This window comes from Labrenzia sp. C1B70 (assembly GCF_000475395.1).
In the GTDB taxonomy this organism is placed as follows: Bacteria; Pseudomonadota; Alphaproteobacteria; order Rhizobiales; family Stappiaceae; genus Roseibium; species Roseibium algicola.
Genome location: NZ_AXCE01000045.1, coordinates 53,344 through 69,131 on the forward strand (window position 1 = coordinate 53,344; position 15,788 = coordinate 69,131).

Below are 15,788 nucleotides of genomic sequence, written 5' to 3' on the forward strand. Positions count from 1 at the left end.
AGGACGCCGCCGCAAGAAGGGCAGCTGAAGAAATCCAAACAACCGGTTCAGCTTGCGTTCAGGTGAAATTGATTACACCTTGCGCATGACCTCGTGAGCAGACCGGAATCGGACACGTGAAACAGATATTTGCCCTTTTGATCCTGACATTCGCCGTCATTGCGCCGGCGCAAGCCGCTTGTTTGTCCCAGTCGCAGGCCCGTGAAGCCGTGGCCAGCGGCAAGGCCGCCCCGCTTGGGGCGGTTGCAGGGCAGGCAGGCGGTGAAATCGTCAAGGCCCAGCTTTGCCAGCAGGGTGGAGGATACGTCTATCTGTTGTCGGTCCTAAAGGGTGGCAAGGTGACAACTGTCACAGTCAACGCCAACAGGTAATTGCTAGAAGCGACATCTTCCTGCCGGCTTTCGGTTGGTTGATCTGGTTCCGACTCCATCAGTCATAAAGTTGAATTTCATGCGCATTCTTGTTGTCGAAGACGATACCGATCTGAACCGCCAGCTGGTGGCCGCCCTGGAAGAGGCCGGCTATGTGGTCGACAGTGCGACGGACGGCGAGGACGGGCATTTTCTTGGCGACACCGAGCCATATGACGCCGTGGTGCTTGACCTCGGCCTGCCGTCCCTCGACGGACTGTCCGTTCTGGAAAACTGGCGCCGCGACGGGCGCACCATGCCGGTCCTCATCCTGACTGCGCGCGACCGCTGGTCGGACAAGGTTGCGGGTATCGACGCCGGTGCCGATGATTATGTCGCAAAGCCTTTCCACATGGAGGAAGTGCTTGCCCGTGTGCGTGCGCTTGTGCGCCGGGCTGCCGGGCATGCCTCCAACGAACTCACTTGCGGTGCGGTGCGGCTGGATCTGAGATCCGGCCGGGTAACCGTGGACGGCAGCGCGGTCAAGCTGACTTCGCATGAATACCGGCTGTTGTCCTACCTGCTGCATCACCAGGGCAAGGTGATCTCCCGGACTGAATTGACCGAACATCTCTACGATCAGGATTTCGATCGTGATTCCAACACGGTGGAAGTCTTCGTCGGCCGTCTGCGCAAGAAAATCGGCTCGGACATGATCGAAACCATCCGAGGGCTCGGATACCGCCTGGGAGCGGCGAGTGACACCTGAGACCTCTGCCAACGGGGACGGCCGGCCCGTGAATCGGCCTCAGCGGTCGCTTGCCGCACGTCTGGTGTTCGTGGCGGCTGTATGGTCCACAATCACGCTCGCCATCGCCGGGGTGTTCCTGGTGAGCCTTTATGAAAGAGCGAGCGAACGGGCGTTTGACGCCCAGCTCGAGGTTCATATCAAGGCACTGATTGCCGAAATGCTGGCAACCAATGCAGATGCCAGTGCTGACCAGGCAACCGCAACCCTGACTGCGCCGACCTACCGCGGCGATCCCCGGTTCTCCCTGCCGCTGTCCGGCTGGTACTGGACGGTTCGACGCGCCGACAGCCCGTCGATCCTTTATGCATCGGAGTCGCTGGTGGGGGATCCGCTGAACACGCCGCCGATCGGGCAGGACGACGCCAACGCCGGGTTTATCGTCGGGCCGACCGGTGATGAAATTCGCGTGCTCCAGCAGAGAATTACCGTTGAAGACGCGGCCTATGTGATTGCCGTCGGCGCTGCAACGGCAGGGTTCTGGGCGGATATCTTCGAGTTTGCGCGGCTTGTGGCCATCACGCTTTGCATTGTCGGTCTCGGGCTGATTCTGGCGATCTTCCTGCAGGTGAAATTCGGCTTGCGGCCACTTGCGCGCTTGCGTGCGTCGCTTTCGGCCGTTCGACAGGGCGAGGCCGAACGCATTGACGAGGCCCTGCCGCGCGAGATCGCGCCGCTGGCGGTGGAACTCAACGCGCTCATCGTGTCGAACAAGGAAATCGTCGAGCGGGCACGCACCCACGTCGGCAACCTTGCACACGGTCTGAAGACCCCACTGTCGGTCATTTCAAACGAGGCAAGGGCGTCCGGTGGTCCCTTGGCGGACAAGGTGTCCGAACAGGCATCGATCATGTCGACCCAGATCCAGCATCATCTGGAGCGGGCCCGCATGGCGGCGCAGCGGCGGGTCATCGGTGTTTCATGCGAGACCGAGCCGGTTCTTGCCCGTCTGATCCGGGCCATGGGCAAGATCTATCAGGACAAAGGCGTTGATGTCGGTTTCGCGCAGTCCGGTCAGATCCGCTTTCGAGGCGAAAGCCAGGACCTGGAAGAAATGAGCGGCAACCTGATCGATAATGCCTGCAAATGGGCAGGTTCGAAGGTGCGGGTGCAGGTGGCGCCGTTGAACGATCCGGCCACGAACCGGGACATGTTCACGATCACGGTCGAGGATGATGGGCCCGGACTGACGCCTGAACAGCGCGCCGAAGCCATCAAGCGTGGTCGGCGTCTGGATGAAACCGTGCCGGGAACAGGTCTTGGCCTGTCGATCGTGGCAGATCTCGCTGCCCTTTACGGCGGCACCTTCGATCTTGAAAGTTCCTCGCTCGGAGGCCTGAAGGCACGTCTGGTGCTGCCGGCGCTCAGCAAGGAATAGGGGATTTACCAAACGTTCGCTTGGGCCGCCCTTGCGGGACTGTGATAGGATGTGATGCAAATAGCGGAAACAAAGACACGGTTGTGGCCAAGTTCGGCCACAAATTGAAAATAACACTGATTCATCGACCGGTTTGCGCCGGTTTCACGCCTTCTAGTGCGGTCATTTTGCGCTAGCCTTTGGAAAATGGTCAGCAATCGGATTTCAGCTGCTTCTGGTTGAAATTCGAAGAACTTGGAGCTTTCAAGAATGCGTCTTCGCGGTGCCTCGTGTCTTGCTCTTGCCTTTGCTTTGGCAGGTTGCTCCATGACGTCCGGGTCGAGAGACAGCAACACTTGGGGGTCCTTTTTCGGTGACCCGAATGCGAATGTTTCCGGCTCGGAAGCGAATACGGCCATTTCGGTGCTGGTGAACAACGAGTTCGGGGACGCGCTTGAACCGTCTGACCGCAAGGCAGCCGAAGATGCCCAGACCAGGGCCCTGCGCGCGCGGGGCCTTGGGGTTTCGGTTGCCTGGCAGAACGAGCGTACCGGCCGCAGTGGTCAAGTCCGTCCCGGACCGGTCTATTTCGTCAACGAGACCAGCTGCCGCGAGTTTACGCACGAGATGGTTCTCCAGGGCCGCACCTTGCAGGCGCGCGGCACGGCGTGTGAAACCGACCAAGGTGCCTGGCAGGTGATCGGCTGAACCAGCCGGCGCGGAAAGGGTTCAAAGGGAGACAGTGTTCTGGTGATGCTGTCCGAAGCCCTTTAAGTTCCCGGTATTTATTCTCAACACTTGCTTAAGTCTTCTAACGTTAAACTCGCGGTAACTAGGATCGCGATGTTGACGCTGTGAATGACATATTCGGACCAGCTTGAAACCAAAATCAAAACCTACTTGCGTAGTCTGAGCCCCAAGGCGGTTGAGGCTCTGGTCCGCAATTTGGAACGCGCCAAGGTTCAAAAACACGCTGATCCGCATATCCAGCTCGTTCTTGCCGCAGCCGTGGCACTCATTCGCAAACCGCAGCCGGTTGCACCGAGCATGCCGGGTGGCGCTCAGCGACGCAATCAGATCCAGCGGATGTTCTTCACACCGCTGGATGATTTTCTGATCAACGAAATGCTGCCACAGCGGCAGGAGGGCCGAATCCAGCGAGGCATTCTCGACCGTGTCTGGAACTGGCTCGGTCGTGATGTCATGGCTGCCGACATTCGCCTTGTACTGGAACAGGCCGGAAATTCTGCCGTTAGTGGTGAGCGTGTGGATGCCCTGGTGCAGGCGCTGCGCTCGCGTGCCGTGGACGCCATCGGCGATATGCTGCGCCGCGCGGAAACGTCCGACAAAGACAAACGCCGAATGGCAATCGAACTTGGCGGCGAACGCGGTATCTCCGAAGTCAGGGACATTCAGAAGATCTTTGCGGCAGAACGTTGGCTGGTGCCGTTCCTGCAGAACATACCGGATCGCATCAACGAGCATCGGTTGAAGCAGGATACTGAGGTGCTGCGTCTCGTCGACAAATGCACCGCACGATTTCCCGACCATGTTCCGGTGATCGCCGCCGCGCTGGTGGACCGCTCGGACATGCCTTCGGCCTTGTGTGCCTTCGCCGGACGTCTGGCAGGCGACCCTGACCCCAAGGCGATTGCTCGTTCGCAGTTCGCACCATTTGTTGATGTGGTCATGAGCGAGGCCGAACGCCTGCAGATCCTGGCGTTCGAACATCGCAACAACAATCCGGACCCGGTGGCCTTTTCTCAGGCGCTGTCGGAGTACCACTTGCTGGTCCGCGGCGTTGAACGTGACATGGATCTGTCGGTCACCGGCAGGTGGCACAAACGTCTGGCGGAAACCAAACGCAGCATCTCCAGTGTCGTCACCCGGGAATTGAACAGCGCCCACAGCAGTGTGCGGCGCGCCCTGCAGGTGCCGAAGTTCGACAAGGACGGCAAGCTGCAGATCGACCAGATCGCGATTGATGACGCCGTGCGTACGTTGCGCGTGGTCGCAATGGTTCGGAACGCCTCCGAGACCTTCGCCGTCAACGAGATCGGCAAAAGTACACGCCAGGCAGTCGAACAGACGCTTGAAATCCTGACCCGTTCTCTGATCACCGATCTTGGCAAATCCAAGGGACCTGCGCTGGAGGCGCAGATTGCCGCGGCCGACGTCGCCATCATGCTGTCGGAGATCTATTTCGGCACGGATTACGCCGCGCAGCTGCGCCGCAGTCGGCAATCCGCCTATGCAAAAGCGAGCAAGAACGCGGCCGATGCCAGTTCCGGCCCCAGTCCGGAACGCAAACTGGTCGCCAATGCGCTTGGCCGGCGCTGACGGTTCCCGCTAGGCCTTCGAAGTCGGCGCATTGCAAAGCCGATTGCCGCAATGGTTTTGAAGGTCTGGCCTCATTCACCGATTTGTTTGCGCCGCGACCGCCGGTCACATCCCAGCCACCTTGCTTTTGTCCGCATTGAATTGTCTATAGTGCGGCCATGGTGTTCTGGATCCTGATTGCCCTGTTGACCGGGGTTGCGACATTGTCGGTACTTATTCCCCTATCGCGCACACGGCGCCATCAGGAGGATGCACCGGCGCGTGCGGACGAAGCGGTTTATCGCGAGCAGCTTGCGGCGATCGAGACGGAACTCGAACGTGGCCTGATAGACGCCGAAGCAGCCGAGGCAGCGCGAACGGAAATCGCGCGCCGTCTACTTGCAGCCCACGACAGGGGCGACAGCAAAAAACAGGACGGCACCAAGGGGGGAAGCTTCAAGCTTGCGCAGGGGCTGGCCCTGCTGGCGGTGCCAGCCTCAGCTTTCGGACTTTATCTTGTCCTTGGCTCTCCCGATCTTCCCGACCAGCCGTTGCTCAGCCGTCTGAGCGCACCGGCGGAAGAACAATCCGTCGATCTGCTTGTTGCCCGTGTTGAACGGCATCTGGCGGAAAATCCGGAAGATGGACAAGGCTGGGCAGTCATTGCTCCGGTCTACCTGTCGCTCGGTCAGCCTCAGGCTTCTGCGAAAGCCTATTCCAATGCAATCCGCATTCTCGGGCCGAACCAGGCCTGGCTCACCGATATGGGCGAAGCCCTGACGATTGCAAACCAGGGTCTGGTTACAGCTGATGCCCGCGCCGCTTTCGAGCAGGCCGTGTCGCTGGAACCCGCAGCCGTAAAGCCACGATTCTTTCTCGCACTGGCGCTTGGCCAGGAAGGCCGCAAGGAAGACGCGATTGCCGCTTGGCAGGCTCTCCTTCAGGGTGCTGATGAGACCGCAGCCTGGGTTGGGGCCGCACGTCAGGAAATGGCCCGGCTGACAGGCGGCGCACCGGTCGGCAACAGTTTGCCGGGACCGTCCCAGGAAGAGGTTGCTGCCGCCAGCGAAATGGCCGCTGATGACCGTCAGGCCATGATCGCCGGCATGGTCGCCGGCCTTGCCGAGCGTCTGTCCACGGAAGGCGGATCGGTGGAGGAGTGGAACCGGCTGATCCGTGCCTATATGGTTCTGGGTAAGAAACAGGATGCGGAAAAGGCTCTTGAGGAGGCGCTGTCGGCATATGCGGACAAGCCGGAGGACTTGTCCATGATCAAGGACGCTGCCAGCCAGCTTGGTCTAACTGACGGTTGAGCGGCAGACCTGCCGCAGGCGGCGCAGTTGCGCCGGGGAATTGAAAATCGGACGCTTCGCTGATGACACGCAAACAAAGACGATTGACCCTTATCGGTTCGGCTGGCGCGGTTCTGGCCATTGCCCTGACGTTGATTCTGATCGCGCTGAGAAGCGAGATCGTGTTTTTCCAGAGCCCGACCGAAATCACCCAGAACGGCGTTGCGCCCGGGCAGCGGATCCGGCTCGGTGGCCTGGTCGAGGAAGGCTCGGTCGTGCGCTCCGACAATGCCGAAGTCAGCTTCCGTGTAACCGACACGGCCAATACGGTTGCCGTCACCTATAAGGGCATCCTGCCGGATCTGTTCCGGGAAGGGCAGGGCGTGGTGACCGAGGGGATCGTCGGTTCGGACGGAGTTTTCGTTGCGGACAGTGTGCTGGCCAAGCACGATGAGAACTACATTCCCAAGGAAGTGGCCGAAGCGCTGAAGGCGCAGGGACACTGGCAAGGTGAAGAGGGCAACGCGAACTGATTATCGCAGTGCCGGTGAGGAAGAGGAACGGACATGATTGTCGAATTCGGACACTACGCACTTGTGCTGGCCTTCGCGCTGACACTTGTCCAATCCGTTCTGCCGATCTGGGGGGCGCTCCAGAAGGATGAACGCCTGATGGCGGTGGCGCCGCCGGTTTCGGTGATGCTCTTTCTCCTGGTCCTTCTGTCCTTTGTGGTGCTGACGGGTGCTTATCTCAATTCCGATTTCTCGGTGCTGAACGTTGTCGAGAACAGCCATTCGGCAAAACCCCTGCTCTACAAGTTCACCGGCGTATGGGGAAACCACGAAGGCTCGATGCTTCTGTGGGTTCTGATCCTGGTTTTCTTCGGTGCTCTTGTTGGCGTCTTCGGGGGCAACCTGCCGGCCGACCTGAGAGCGGTGACATTGTCCGTCCAGGGCTGGGTTACCGCAGGTTTTGTCCTGTTCCTGCTGGCAACGTCCAACCCTTTTACCCGGATTGCAAATCCTCCGCTGGAAGGGTCTGACCTGAACCCGATCCTGCAGGACATCGGCCTCGCCATTCACCCGCCTCTGCTTTACGTAGGGTATGTCGGCTTCTCCATCACATTCTCCTTTGCGGTGGCTGCACTTATCCTCGGCCGTATCGATGCGGCCTGGGCACGATGGGTGCGGCCCTGGACACTGCTTGCCTGGTGCTTTCTCACGCTCGGCATCGCGATGGGCTCCTACTGGGCCTACTACGAACTTGGCTGGGGTGGCTGGTGGTTCTGGGACCCGGTCGAAAATGCCAGCTTCATGCCCTGGCTTGCGGGCACGGCTCTGCTGCACTCGGCAATCGTCATGGAAAAGCGCGAGGCGCTGAAGGTCTGGACGGTGCTGCTGGCGATCTTCACCTTTTCGCTGTCGCTTCTCGGCACCTTCCTGGTGCGTTCAGGCGTCCTGACGTCGGTTCATGCCTTTGCCACCGACCCGGCCCGCGGCGTCTTCATTCTCGGCCTTCTGTGCATCTTCATCGGCGGATCGCTCAGCCTTTACGCCTGGCGTGCACCGATGTTGAAGCAGGGGGGGCTGTTCGCACCCATCAGCCGGGAAGGCGGTCTGGTGCTGAACAACCTGTTCCTGACCGCTGCCTGTGCAGCCGTCTTTGTCGGCACGCTCTATCCGCTGGTGCTTGATGCCGTCACTGGCGAGAAGATTTCAGTCGGTGCACCGTTCTTCAACCTGACGTTCGGTCCCCTGATGGTGCCGCTGCTCCTGGCAGTGCCTTTCGGTCCGATCCTGTCCTGGAAACGGGCTGATCTTGGGGCGGCCTGCCAGCGGCTTTATGCGGCTTTCGGTCTCGCCCTGTTGCTGACACTGGTCACTTACTGGGCCTGGGGCATGGACAAGGTGCTGGCGCCGCTTGGTGTTGGGCTGGCGGTCTGGGTCATGGCGGGTGCAATTTCCGAAATCGTGACCCGTGTCAAATTCTTCGAAATAGGCTTCAAGCGCGGGTTTGCCCGTCTTGTTGGCCTGCCGGGATCTGCCTGGGGAACGGCCACTGCCCATTTCGGCATCGGCCTTACTGTCCTCGGTATTGTCACGGCTTCCGCGTTTCAGGAAGAACGTGTCCTCACAATGCGTCCAGGCGATGTTGTCGAACTTGCCGGATACCAGATGACCTTCGAAGGCGCCGCACCGCGCCGCGGTCCGAACTACACTGAAGAAGTCGGTCACTTCTCCATCCGTCAGGGTGGAACCCTGGTGGCCGAGCTTGACCCCTCCAAGCGCATTTACACGGCGCGCCAGATGCCGACAACGGAAGCCGGTATCTATACGACAGGGTTTTCGCAGGTCTATCTCTCGCTCGGTGAAGGGCGCGGCGATGGCGCTGTCGACGTGCGCGTCTATTTCAAGCCGCTGATCACCCTGATCTGGATTGGCTGTGTGATCATGTCCCTCGGTGCGGTGTTCTCCATTGCAGACAGGCGGCTGCGCGTGGGGGCTCCGAAACCGGCCCGCAAACGTCAGCAAAGTGTGGCAGCGGCGGAGTGACCGGATGATACAGCGTCTATTCCTTGCCCTGCTGCTCTGTGTGAGCCTGCTTGCCGGACCGGCTCTTGCCGTTGCGCCCGACGAAGTTCTGGACGATCCGGTACTGGAAGGCCGTGCCCGGGCACTGTCAGCGGGACTGCGCTGCATGGTCTGTCAGAACCAGTCCATCGATGACAGCGACGCGCCGCTGGCCAAGGATCTGCGCGTCCTGGTACGCGAGCGACTGGTCGCCGGCGACAGTGACGAGCAGGTGATCGATTACCTTGTGTCCCGCTATGGCGAATTCGTACTGCTGAAGCCTCGCTTCGCCTGGCATACCATCGTTCTGTGGGCCGCGGGCCCCGTTGCCCTCATTGCGGGTCTGATTGCGATTGTTGCAGCCCTGCGCAAGCGTGCTCGCAATCGTGCTGCTGCCAATGATGTCTCCGCTCCCAAGCTGACCGCGGAAGAGGAGCGTAGGCTGCAGGCGCTGCTGGACAAGGCCGACTGACACTTCCGGCCGTTCGTTTTCGGTCTCACCAGCTGCATACCGTTCAAGATCTGCGGTCACTGTGTTCACACCAATGCGTGACTTGCATGACGGGCAGGTGTGCTTACCTGTGGCCGAGTGACCGCAAGGAGGCAGAAGAATGGGACAGCATCCGCTGAAACTGGAATTTGACGGCGCGCACGACGCAAGTCTGGCGGCCCGGCTGGATCTGCCGTCTGGCAAGATCAGGGCTTTCGCCCTGTTCGCGCACTGCTTTACCTGCTCCAAGGATATCGCTGCCGCCCGCCACGTTGCCAGTGCGCTCTCACAAGAGGGGATTGCCGTGCTCCGGTTCGATTTCACCGGCCTCGGCGGCAGCGGCGGCGATTTCGCCTCAACCGGATTTTCCTCCAACGTCGAAGACCTGAAGCGGGCGGCAGATTATCTGCGCCGCAACTATCAGGCTCCACAGCTCCTGATCGGCCATTCGCTCGGCGGGGCCGCGGTTCTGTCCGTTGCCGCCGACATTCCCGAAGTGCGGGCCGTCGTGACGATTGGCGCTCCCTCCGACGCGGATCACGTGATCCGAAGCTTCAAGGGAGTGGAAGAAACGATCCGCAAGCAGGGCGAAGGAGAAGTTTCTCTCGAAGGGCGCAACTTTACCATTCGCAAGGAGTTCCTGGACGATCTGGAAGCCCAGTCGGTTCGTGACAAGGTCGCGGGTCTCGGCAAGGCGCTTCTCGTGATGCATGCCCCGCTCGACGAGGTTGTCGGTATCGACAACGCCACCAGCATTTTCGTTGCCGCAAAGCATCCCAAGAGCTTCGTGTCGCTCGATACGGCCGACCATCTTCTTTCAAAGAGCCAGGACGCGGCCTATGCGGCACGTGTGATTGCCGGTTGGGTCGGGCGTTATCTCGATCCGGTAGCGGAACAGGCCGGCGACGAAGCGAAGGATGATGTTGAGGTGGTGGAGACCGGCCAGGGCAAGTTTCAGGTCATGGTCACGAGCGGCGTACACCGGATGATTGCCGACGAACCCAAGGATGTCGGTGGGTTCGACAGCGGCCCGTCGCCCTATGGATATCTGTCCGCCGCACTCGGGGCCTGCACGGTCATGACGTTGCGCATGTATGCTGAACGCAAGGGGCTGGATATCGAACGGATCGGCACTCGTGTTCTGCACGGGAAGGTGCACGCGGCCGATTGTGAAGAGTGTTCGGAAAGCGTGAAGTCGCGGAACGGCAAGATCGACCGGTTCGAGCGCTTGATCACGCTGGAAGGCAACCTTGACGAAGCAACGCGGACCAGGCTCCTGGAGATCGCCGACAAATGTCCTGTCCATCGCACGCTGGAAGCGGGCGCTGCGGTGGTGACTCGGGATGTGTCGCCCGGCAAAGCGGAGGCGTAATTTGACGGGAAGCGGGGAGGCGGCCTCAGGCCGCCTGGCCTTCCAGGGTCTGCAGACGGATCTTCATGAAGGACAGCAGACGGCGCGCGTCACGGTCTGACAGCGACTGGTAGTCGTTGGCCCAGTTTTCCGCGGTCGACTGCGGCTGCTTGTTGTGCATCGCCCGGGCCTTGCACAGCGCATTGTAGTCCGCGTTTTCCACGCCCATGGCACGGCAAAGAACCGCCACACCGGTGGAATCGTAACGCACCATGACATTGGTGACGTATTTCTGCTCCAGCCCGGCCATTTCCGCCAGCAGGAAGCAGATGTCGAACAGGTTGTTGGACAGCGACAGCTGCGTGATCGCCTTGCTGAGCGAACGTTGCCCGGCCCGAATTTCCTTCAAGGTGACCTTCGCATTGATACGGGTCGCCTTGCGTTCCAGCTTCGAGCTGGCAACAACCTTGCTGGCCTTGTGGAAGAGATCCTGGATCAGGGTTTCGTTTTCCTTGCGCAGCTGGCGGATCTTCGCCTGCTGAGCCTCAGGCATCTGGTTGATCAGTTTGTCGTAGTCGGACTCGGTAATGTCCGCGCGCTCCATCATGGCGTCGCGGATTTTCTCGTCTTTTTCCGCCAGCTTGATCAGCAGGCGAGAGCCCCATTCGGAAAATTCCGCGCCGGAGTTGGCGGCAACAGATTGCTTGACCGGGTTCTCACCGCGTTCCAGCAGGACATCGGTTACATTGGCCTCAAGATGCTGGCGTTTCGAGATCGCCAGCAGGTGCCCCTGACCCATGGTCTTGGCCAGCCGCAGGATATCCTCGGTCTTGAGCGCATTGGAGGACGTCAGCATCGGCCTGGCGATGTCGATCTCTTCTCGGGCAAGCTCATAGGCGACCTTGTTGGACGTGTCGTCTATCGGCGCCAACTGTTCGGATATCGCTTTCTTCTGTTCAGGCTCCATGGTGGGAAGCATGCTTTCCAGCACCGTGTTGAACAGGGCGATTTCTTCTGTCTGGTAGCTGTTCGCGCCACGCACAAAAAGCTCGGTAACGTGTTCCACCAGTTGGTGGCGTTTTTCCGGGGTGCTTTCCTGAGCGAGATTGAGAAGGTCGTTGAGCATCTTTTAGCTGTCCGTTTTTCTTGCAACAGGACTACCGCAGAGACAGTTTACAACTGTCTAAAGCGCAGGATAAAAAAAGGATAAATCTATCGCGCCATCCGTATTAATTACAGGATAAGGCTGACATTTTGCGCGCTTATGCGTGCCTCAAGCGTGTTTACTTTATTTGATAAAGTCTCTGGGAGACCCTGCACGGATTTGCATTAGGTAACTACTGGTTGAAGCAAGTGTCATTTTCCCGGTTCAACTTCCAAAGGCCCGGTGTCCAGAACGACCTTGTCCATTGGCACATCCCAGGGCATTGGAAAGATGGAGTTGAGACTGCAGAACGCGAACCCGATCCCGATGGTCAGCGGTTTGGCCGGCAGCGATGCCAGCGTGCGGTCGTAGTAGCCGCCACCATTGCCGAGGCGATAAAAGTGGGCGTCGACACCAACCAGGGGGGCGATCACGACCTCGGGCACCTGCGATGGGCCTTCTTCGGGAACGTGAATGTTCCAGAGGCCTCGCACCATCTTGCAGCCTGGCTGCCACGGGCGAAAGACCAGCGGGGTCTGCTTTTCGAGAACGACGGGTAGAAGAACTGTCCTGCCCGAGTTGCAAAGCTCCTGCATCAGGGGGCGAAGGTCCGGTTCTCCACGGATTGGCCAATAGAGCGAGATCCTCTGATAGTCGACTGCTTCAAGGACGGGGCGAAGCTGATCGATCAGCGCAGCGGTCTTTGCCGCCCGCTCCGTGCTGGTCAGTCCCTTCCGCTTTTCATAGAGGCGGCTGCGCTCAGATTTGCGGAACCGGCTGACATCGCGAAAGGTCTCCTGATCAACGACAAATCCACCCACCAGCATGTCGGCGTAGCAGACAGGGTCTCCCGGCAGGTCGTCATCTTGGCTCATTCAGGAAAATTCCCTTCGCGTCCCTGTGCTTTTACCGCGTCAGGCGGCCTTTCTGTCCGTTGCGGGCCAGACCAGGGCCTCAAGCAGGAGTGAGCGGGTCAGAAAACCTTCGAACACTCCCTCCTGGCATACCGGAACATGATCCAGATTATCGCGAACCATCACATGCAGGGCATCACCAAGCGGCAGGGTGCCGTCGAAAGACGTCACCGGAGCATGCAGGAGGTCTCGAGCGAGGGGAGGGGCGAAGTTCGATCCGTCACCGGAGCCTTTGCTCAGGACGCGCAGAAGGTCGCGCTGGTTGATGAGACCGGCAAGATGGCCGTCAGCATTCACGACTGCGACTTTGGATGTTTCGGATTGCTGCAGTTTGCTGAGGATTTCCTGTAGAGACGCGTCTGGAGCAACATGAAGGTGTTCCAGGGCGATCGCATCTGCACAGGCTACCCCTTCGAAGGGAGGCTGTATCAACTCTGCCTCGACAGCGGCCACAAGCCGGGCAAGATCGACAGCACCGAGGTTGGTCGACTGGTGAAATTTCGACAGCAGATCCGACAGATTTTCCTCGGTCAGGCCAAGCCGTCGCATTGGTGGCGGCCCGCTTTGCGAAAGGCTTGTCCGGAACGGATATTTCCGACCGGAGAAACGATGAAACACCAGGCCGGATGCCACCAGTACACAAGTCATCACGGCTGTATTGAAGACGATCATCAGCGCGCCTGTTTCTGTCAGAAGCTCAGGCGACAAGCCAATCAGCAAGGCGACAGCTCCGCCAGGCGGATGCAGAGCCCGGCCGAGCATCATTGCGGCAAACGCAAGCGCGACAGCCAGAACCGGCGCGGTTTCCAACGGCAGCAAGGCAAGCGCCACCACACCACACACCGCCGACAAGGTGTTTCCCAGAATTGCGGACCAAGGCTGTGCAAGCGGGCTGTTTGGTACGGCAAACACCAGTACGGCAGACGCACCAAGAGGCGCCATCAGAAACAGCGGCAGGCCGCCATATGCATGCATCAACCACACCATCAGGGCGCATGCGCCGATACCGACAGCGCCGCCCGCCATGGCCAGAAACGCTTCGGTTGGTTGCGGCCAAGGCAACGCCGGGGCGAACGCGGTTCTGAAGGTCGGTTTGGGATCGATGTGCATGAAGTCGCCTGAAAAATATGCAATTGCACAAGTTCTAGGCGAAAAATCTGGAATTGACTTGGATTTTGAAACTCAATTTTCGCCCTGTCGCGAAACGGATTTTCGCACTTGGGTCGGGGCGATCAGGCAGCCTTCTCGTGTTTGGCTGCTTTCAGCCTGATTTTCATGAGCGCCAGAAGTCGGCGGGCATCGGTGTCATCGAGCATGTGGTAGTTCGTCAGCCACTTGCTGCCGGTGCTTTCGGGAAACTTCAGATGCTTGCATCGTTCCTTGCACACGGCCTGGAATTCCATCGCGCCGATACCGGTGGCCCGGCAGACAGTGGCGATGCCGGTGGAATCGAACCGGACCATGAGATTGTGGACATATTTCATGTCGAGGCCGGAGAAGAACGAGAGCAAGGCGACTGCATCGAGAAGATTGTGTTCCTGGGCCAGCTGGTAGACCGCCTTGTTCAGGGTCGTCTTGCCGAGACGGATGCCCATCAGCCACGCCTTCGGGCTGATCTTGGATTGCTTTTTCACCAGTTCCGCACCGGCAGCGACTTCACCGTCGTCACGGAACAGATCTTCCAGCAGCTCCTCGTTCGACTTGCGCAAGTGCCGGATGCGATCACCAAGCTGCTTGGGCATGTCCTTCACCAGGCTTTCGAACACCGGCATGGTGATCTCGGCGCCGAGGTTGGCGGCCAGCGTGTGTTTGACATCCCTGCTGCCGCGCTTGATCAGGATATTGCTGATATCGTTGCTGACGTGGTCGCGCTTGGCGAGGGCCAGAAGGTAACCCTGGTCCTTGGTTTCCGCGATCTTGCGCAGATCTTCCTCGCGAAGCGACTTGGAGCGTTCCAGCACTGCCTGGGCCACAGGCAGGTCGTCGCTGGCCATTGCCGCGGCAAGCTTGGAGGACATTGACGGCACATCTGCAAGACGTTCGGACATCTTGCGCTTGGCGTCGTGAGCAAGGGAATCGTAGACGCCCTCGAGCATGTTGTTCAGAAGATGCGTCTCTTCGGAGCCGGGGTCGTCTGCGCGGGCAACAAGCAGGCCTGTCACGTGCTCGGCAAGCTCGTGTTTTTTCTCTGAAGAACTGTCCCTGGCAAGCTTAAGAAGCGAGTCGCTCATGTCCGTACCCTATCGGCATAAGTTTCGCCAAATTTCCTTTATAACCTGTGAAAACCACCAAGTGCTTTGTTGCAATAAGGTGATTTCGGCACTGTTGACCTTCCGGCACCGATGGGTCATTCCACGCGCATGAACGCAACCTTGATGCCGATCCTCTATTCTTTCCGCCGCTGCCCCTATGCCATCAGGGCAAGGCTCTCGATTGCCGCAAGTGGCGAGCAGGTCGAATTGCGGGAAATCGTCCTGAGGGACAAGGCACCCGAATTTCTGGAAACTTCTCCCTCGGCAACGGTACCCTGCCTGAAAACCGGTGAAACGGTGATCGATGAAAGCCTCGACATCATGCTCTGGGCGCTTGACCGGTCCGACCCGGAAAACTGGCTGGAGCCGGAAAAAGGCGATCTCGATGCCATGCTGGAATTGATCGGCGTTTGCGACGGCCCGTTCAAAAGCCATCTGGATCGCTACAAGTACGATACGAGATATCCGGACACTGACAGGGAAACAGAGCAAGCCGGTGCTGCGGAGTTCCTATGGCATCTGGACAGCCGTCTCGCCGCTACGCCCTGGCTTTTCGGCGGCAAGGCCTCGCTGGCCGACTTTGCGATCCTGCCTTTCGTTCGTCAGTTCGCCAACTCGGACCGCAGCTGGTTCGACAGCCAGGAGTGGACGTCGCTGAAAGCCTGGCTGGAAGCCTTCGAAGTGTCGCCCCGGTTCCAATCCGTGATGCCGAAATGGAACCGATGGCAGGCGGGCGATACACCGGTCGTCTTCCCCTGACAGGCGAATCGAACCCATCATAACGCGAAGCAAAGAACACTCTGCCTGGGTCGCTGGCCGGCGGTTTCATGCTTCCTGCACTCGGTTTTCACTTCTGTGCATGTTCGGGACGGAAAAAACCGTTGCCACTTGTGCCCCGATCGTGGCGGTTTTCCTCACGTTTTCTGTCATTTCTTCCAACC

General features: G+C 59.5%; 15 protein-coding genes. 11 read left to right on the forward strand and 4 right to left on the reverse strand.

Annotation, left to right across the window (positions count from 1 at the left end; translation table 11 throughout):
• Window positions 1-116 precede the first annotated feature (116 nt).
• From Q666_RS58240 to Q666_RS58285, 10 genes are all read left to right on the forward strand, one after another.
• Complete coding sequence (locus Q666_RS58240; RefSeq protein ID WP_022997836.1) at window positions 117-371, forward strand: PepSY domain-containing protein; 255 nt, start codon at window positions 117-119, stop codon at window positions 369-371.
• Between the two features lie 79 nt (window positions 372-450).
• Complete coding sequence (locus Q666_RS58245) at window positions 451-1,119, forward strand: response regulator transcription factor (RefSeq protein ID WP_022997835.1); 669 nt, start codon at window positions 451-453, stop codon at window positions 1,117-1,119.
• Between the two features lie 28 nt (window positions 1,120-1,147).
• Window positions 1,148-2,536: an ATP-binding protein gene (locus Q666_RS58250; RefSeq protein ID WP_031268116.1), complete on the forward strand. Its 1,389-nt coding sequence runs from the start codon at window positions 1,148-1,150 to the stop codon at window positions 2,534-2,536.
• A gap of 249 nt (window positions 2,537-2,785) precedes the next feature.
• Complete coding sequence (locus Q666_RS58255) at window positions 2,786-3,223, forward strand: RT0821/Lpp0805 family surface protein (protein WP_022997833.1); 438 nt, start codon at window positions 2,786-2,788, stop codon at window positions 3,221-3,223.
• Window positions 3,224-3,373: 150 nt separating this feature from the next.
• Window positions 3,374-4,855, forward strand: coding sequence for a hypothetical protein (locus Q666_RS58260; protein WP_022997832.1), 1,482 nt, complete (start codon window positions 3,374-3,376; stop codon window positions 4,853-4,855).
• A 158-nt stretch (window positions 4,856-5,013) separates the two neighbouring features.
• Complete coding sequence (gene ccmI / locus Q666_RS58265; RefSeq protein ID WP_022997831.1) at window positions 5,014-6,147, forward strand: c-type cytochrome biogenesis protein CcmI; 1,134 nt, start codon at window positions 5,014-5,016, stop codon at window positions 6,145-6,147.
• 62 nt (window positions 6,148-6,209) lie between these two features.
• The gene (gene ccmE, locus Q666_RS58270; RefSeq protein WP_023014602.1) at window positions 6,210-6,659 is read left to right on the forward strand and encodes a cytochrome c maturation protein CcmE; all 450 of its coding nucleotides are present in this window, start codon (window positions 6,210-6,212) and stop codon (window positions 6,657-6,659) included.
• A gap of 33 nt (window positions 6,660-6,692) precedes the next feature.
• Complete coding sequence (locus Q666_RS58275; protein ID WP_022997829.1) at window positions 6,693-8,678, forward strand: heme lyase CcmF/NrfE family subunit; 1,986 nt, start codon at window positions 6,693-6,695, stop codon at window positions 8,676-8,678.
• 4 nt (window positions 8,679-8,682) lie between these two features.
• Window positions 8,683-9,168: a cytochrome c-type biogenesis protein gene (locus Q666_RS58280; RefSeq protein ID WP_031268113.1), complete on the forward strand. Its 486-nt coding sequence runs from the start codon at window positions 8,683-8,685 to the stop codon at window positions 9,166-9,168.
• Between the two features lie 139 nt (window positions 9,169-9,307).
• Complete coding sequence (locus Q666_RS58285) at window positions 9,308-10,558, forward strand: bifunctional alpha/beta hydrolase/OsmC family protein (protein ID WP_022997827.1); 1,251 nt, start codon at window positions 9,308-9,310, stop codon at window positions 10,556-10,558.
• 25 nt (window positions 10,559-10,583) lie between these two features.
• Here the strand turns inward: Q666_RS58285 and Q666_RS58290 are convergent, their stop codons facing one another.
• The 4 genes from Q666_RS58290 to Q666_RS58305 form a co-directional block, all read right to left on the reverse strand.
• Window positions 10,584-11,663, reverse strand: a complete 1,080-nt coding sequence (locus tag Q666_RS58290; RefSeq protein WP_022997826.1) for a DUF2336 domain-containing protein — start codon at window positions 11,661-11,663, stop codon at window positions 10,584-10,586.
• Between the two features lie 230 nt (window positions 11,664-11,893).
• Complete coding sequence (locus Q666_RS58295; protein WP_022997825.1) at window positions 11,894-12,556, reverse strand: 5-formyltetrahydrofolate cyclo-ligase; 663 nt, start codon at window positions 12,554-12,556, stop codon at window positions 11,894-11,896.
• Window positions 12,557-12,595: 39 nt separating this feature from the next.
• On the reverse strand, window positions 12,596-13,705 hold the full coding sequence (locus tag Q666_RS58300; RefSeq protein WP_022997824.1) for an HPP family protein: 1,110 nt from the start codon (window positions 13,703-13,705) through the stop codon (window positions 12,596-12,598).
• Between the two features lie 122 nt (window positions 13,706-13,827).
• Window positions 13,828-14,826, reverse strand: coding sequence for a DUF2336 domain-containing protein (locus tag Q666_RS58305; protein WP_022997823.1), 999 nt, complete (start codon window positions 14,824-14,826; stop codon window positions 13,828-13,830).
• A gap of 129 nt (window positions 14,827-14,955) precedes the next feature.
• Here Q666_RS58305 and Q666_RS58310 point away from each other — a divergent pair, with 129 nt between their 5' ends.
• A complete protein-coding gene (locus Q666_RS58310; RefSeq protein WP_031268110.1) occupies window positions 14,956-15,606 on the forward strand; it encodes a glutathione S-transferase in 651 nt (216 codons plus the stop codon).
• Window positions 15,607-15,788: the final 182 nt, after the last annotated feature.

Coding starts and splice junctions, on each gene's coding strand:
- Q666_RS58245 (WP_022997835.1), top strand. CDS start 451: ATGCGCATTCTTGTTGTCGAAGACGATACCGATCTGAACCGCCAGCTG.
- Q666_RS58255 (WP_022997833.1), top strand. CDS start 2,786: ATGCGTCTTCGCGGTGCCTCGTGTCTTGCTCTTGCCTTTGCTTTGGCA.
- Q666_RS58260 (WP_022997832.1), top strand. CDS start 3,374: ATGACATATTCGGACCAGCTTGAAACCAAAATCAAAACCTACTTGCGT.
- ccmI (WP_022997831.1), top strand. CDS start 5,014: ATGGTGTTCTGGATCCTGATTGCCCTGTTGACCGGGGTTGCGACATTG.
- ccmE (WP_023014602.1), top strand. CDS start 6,210: ATGACACGCAAACAAAGACGATTGACCCTTATCGGTTCGGCTGGCGCG.
- Q666_RS58275 (WP_022997829.1), top strand. CDS start 6,693: ATGATTGTCGAATTCGGACACTACGCACTTGTGCTGGCCTTCGCGCTG.
- Q666_RS58280 (WP_031268113.1), top strand. CDS start 8,683: ATGATACAGCGTCTATTCCTTGCCCTGCTGCTCTGTGTGAGCCTGCTT.
- Q666_RS58285 (WP_022997827.1), top strand. CDS start 9,308: ATGGGACAGCATCCGCTGAAACTGGAATTTGACGGCGCGCACGACGCA.
- Q666_RS58290 (WP_022997826.1), bottom strand. CDS start 11,663: ATGCTCAACGACCTTCTCAATCTCGCTCAGGAAAGCACCCCGGAAAAA.
- Q666_RS58295 (WP_022997825.1), bottom strand. CDS start 12,556: ATGAGCCAAGATGACGACCTGCCGGGAGACCCTGTCTGCTACGCCGAC.
- Q666_RS58300 (WP_022997824.1), bottom strand. CDS start 13,705: ATGCACATCGATCCCAAACCGACCTTCAGAACCGCGTTCGCCCCGGCG.
- Q666_RS58305 (WP_022997823.1), bottom strand. CDS start 14,826: ATGAGCGACTCGCTTCTTAAGCTTGCCAGGGACAGTTCTTCAGAGAAA.
- Q666_RS58310 (WP_031268110.1), top strand. CDS start 14,956: ATGAACGCAACCTTGATGCCGATCCTCTATTCTTTCCGCCGCTGCCCC.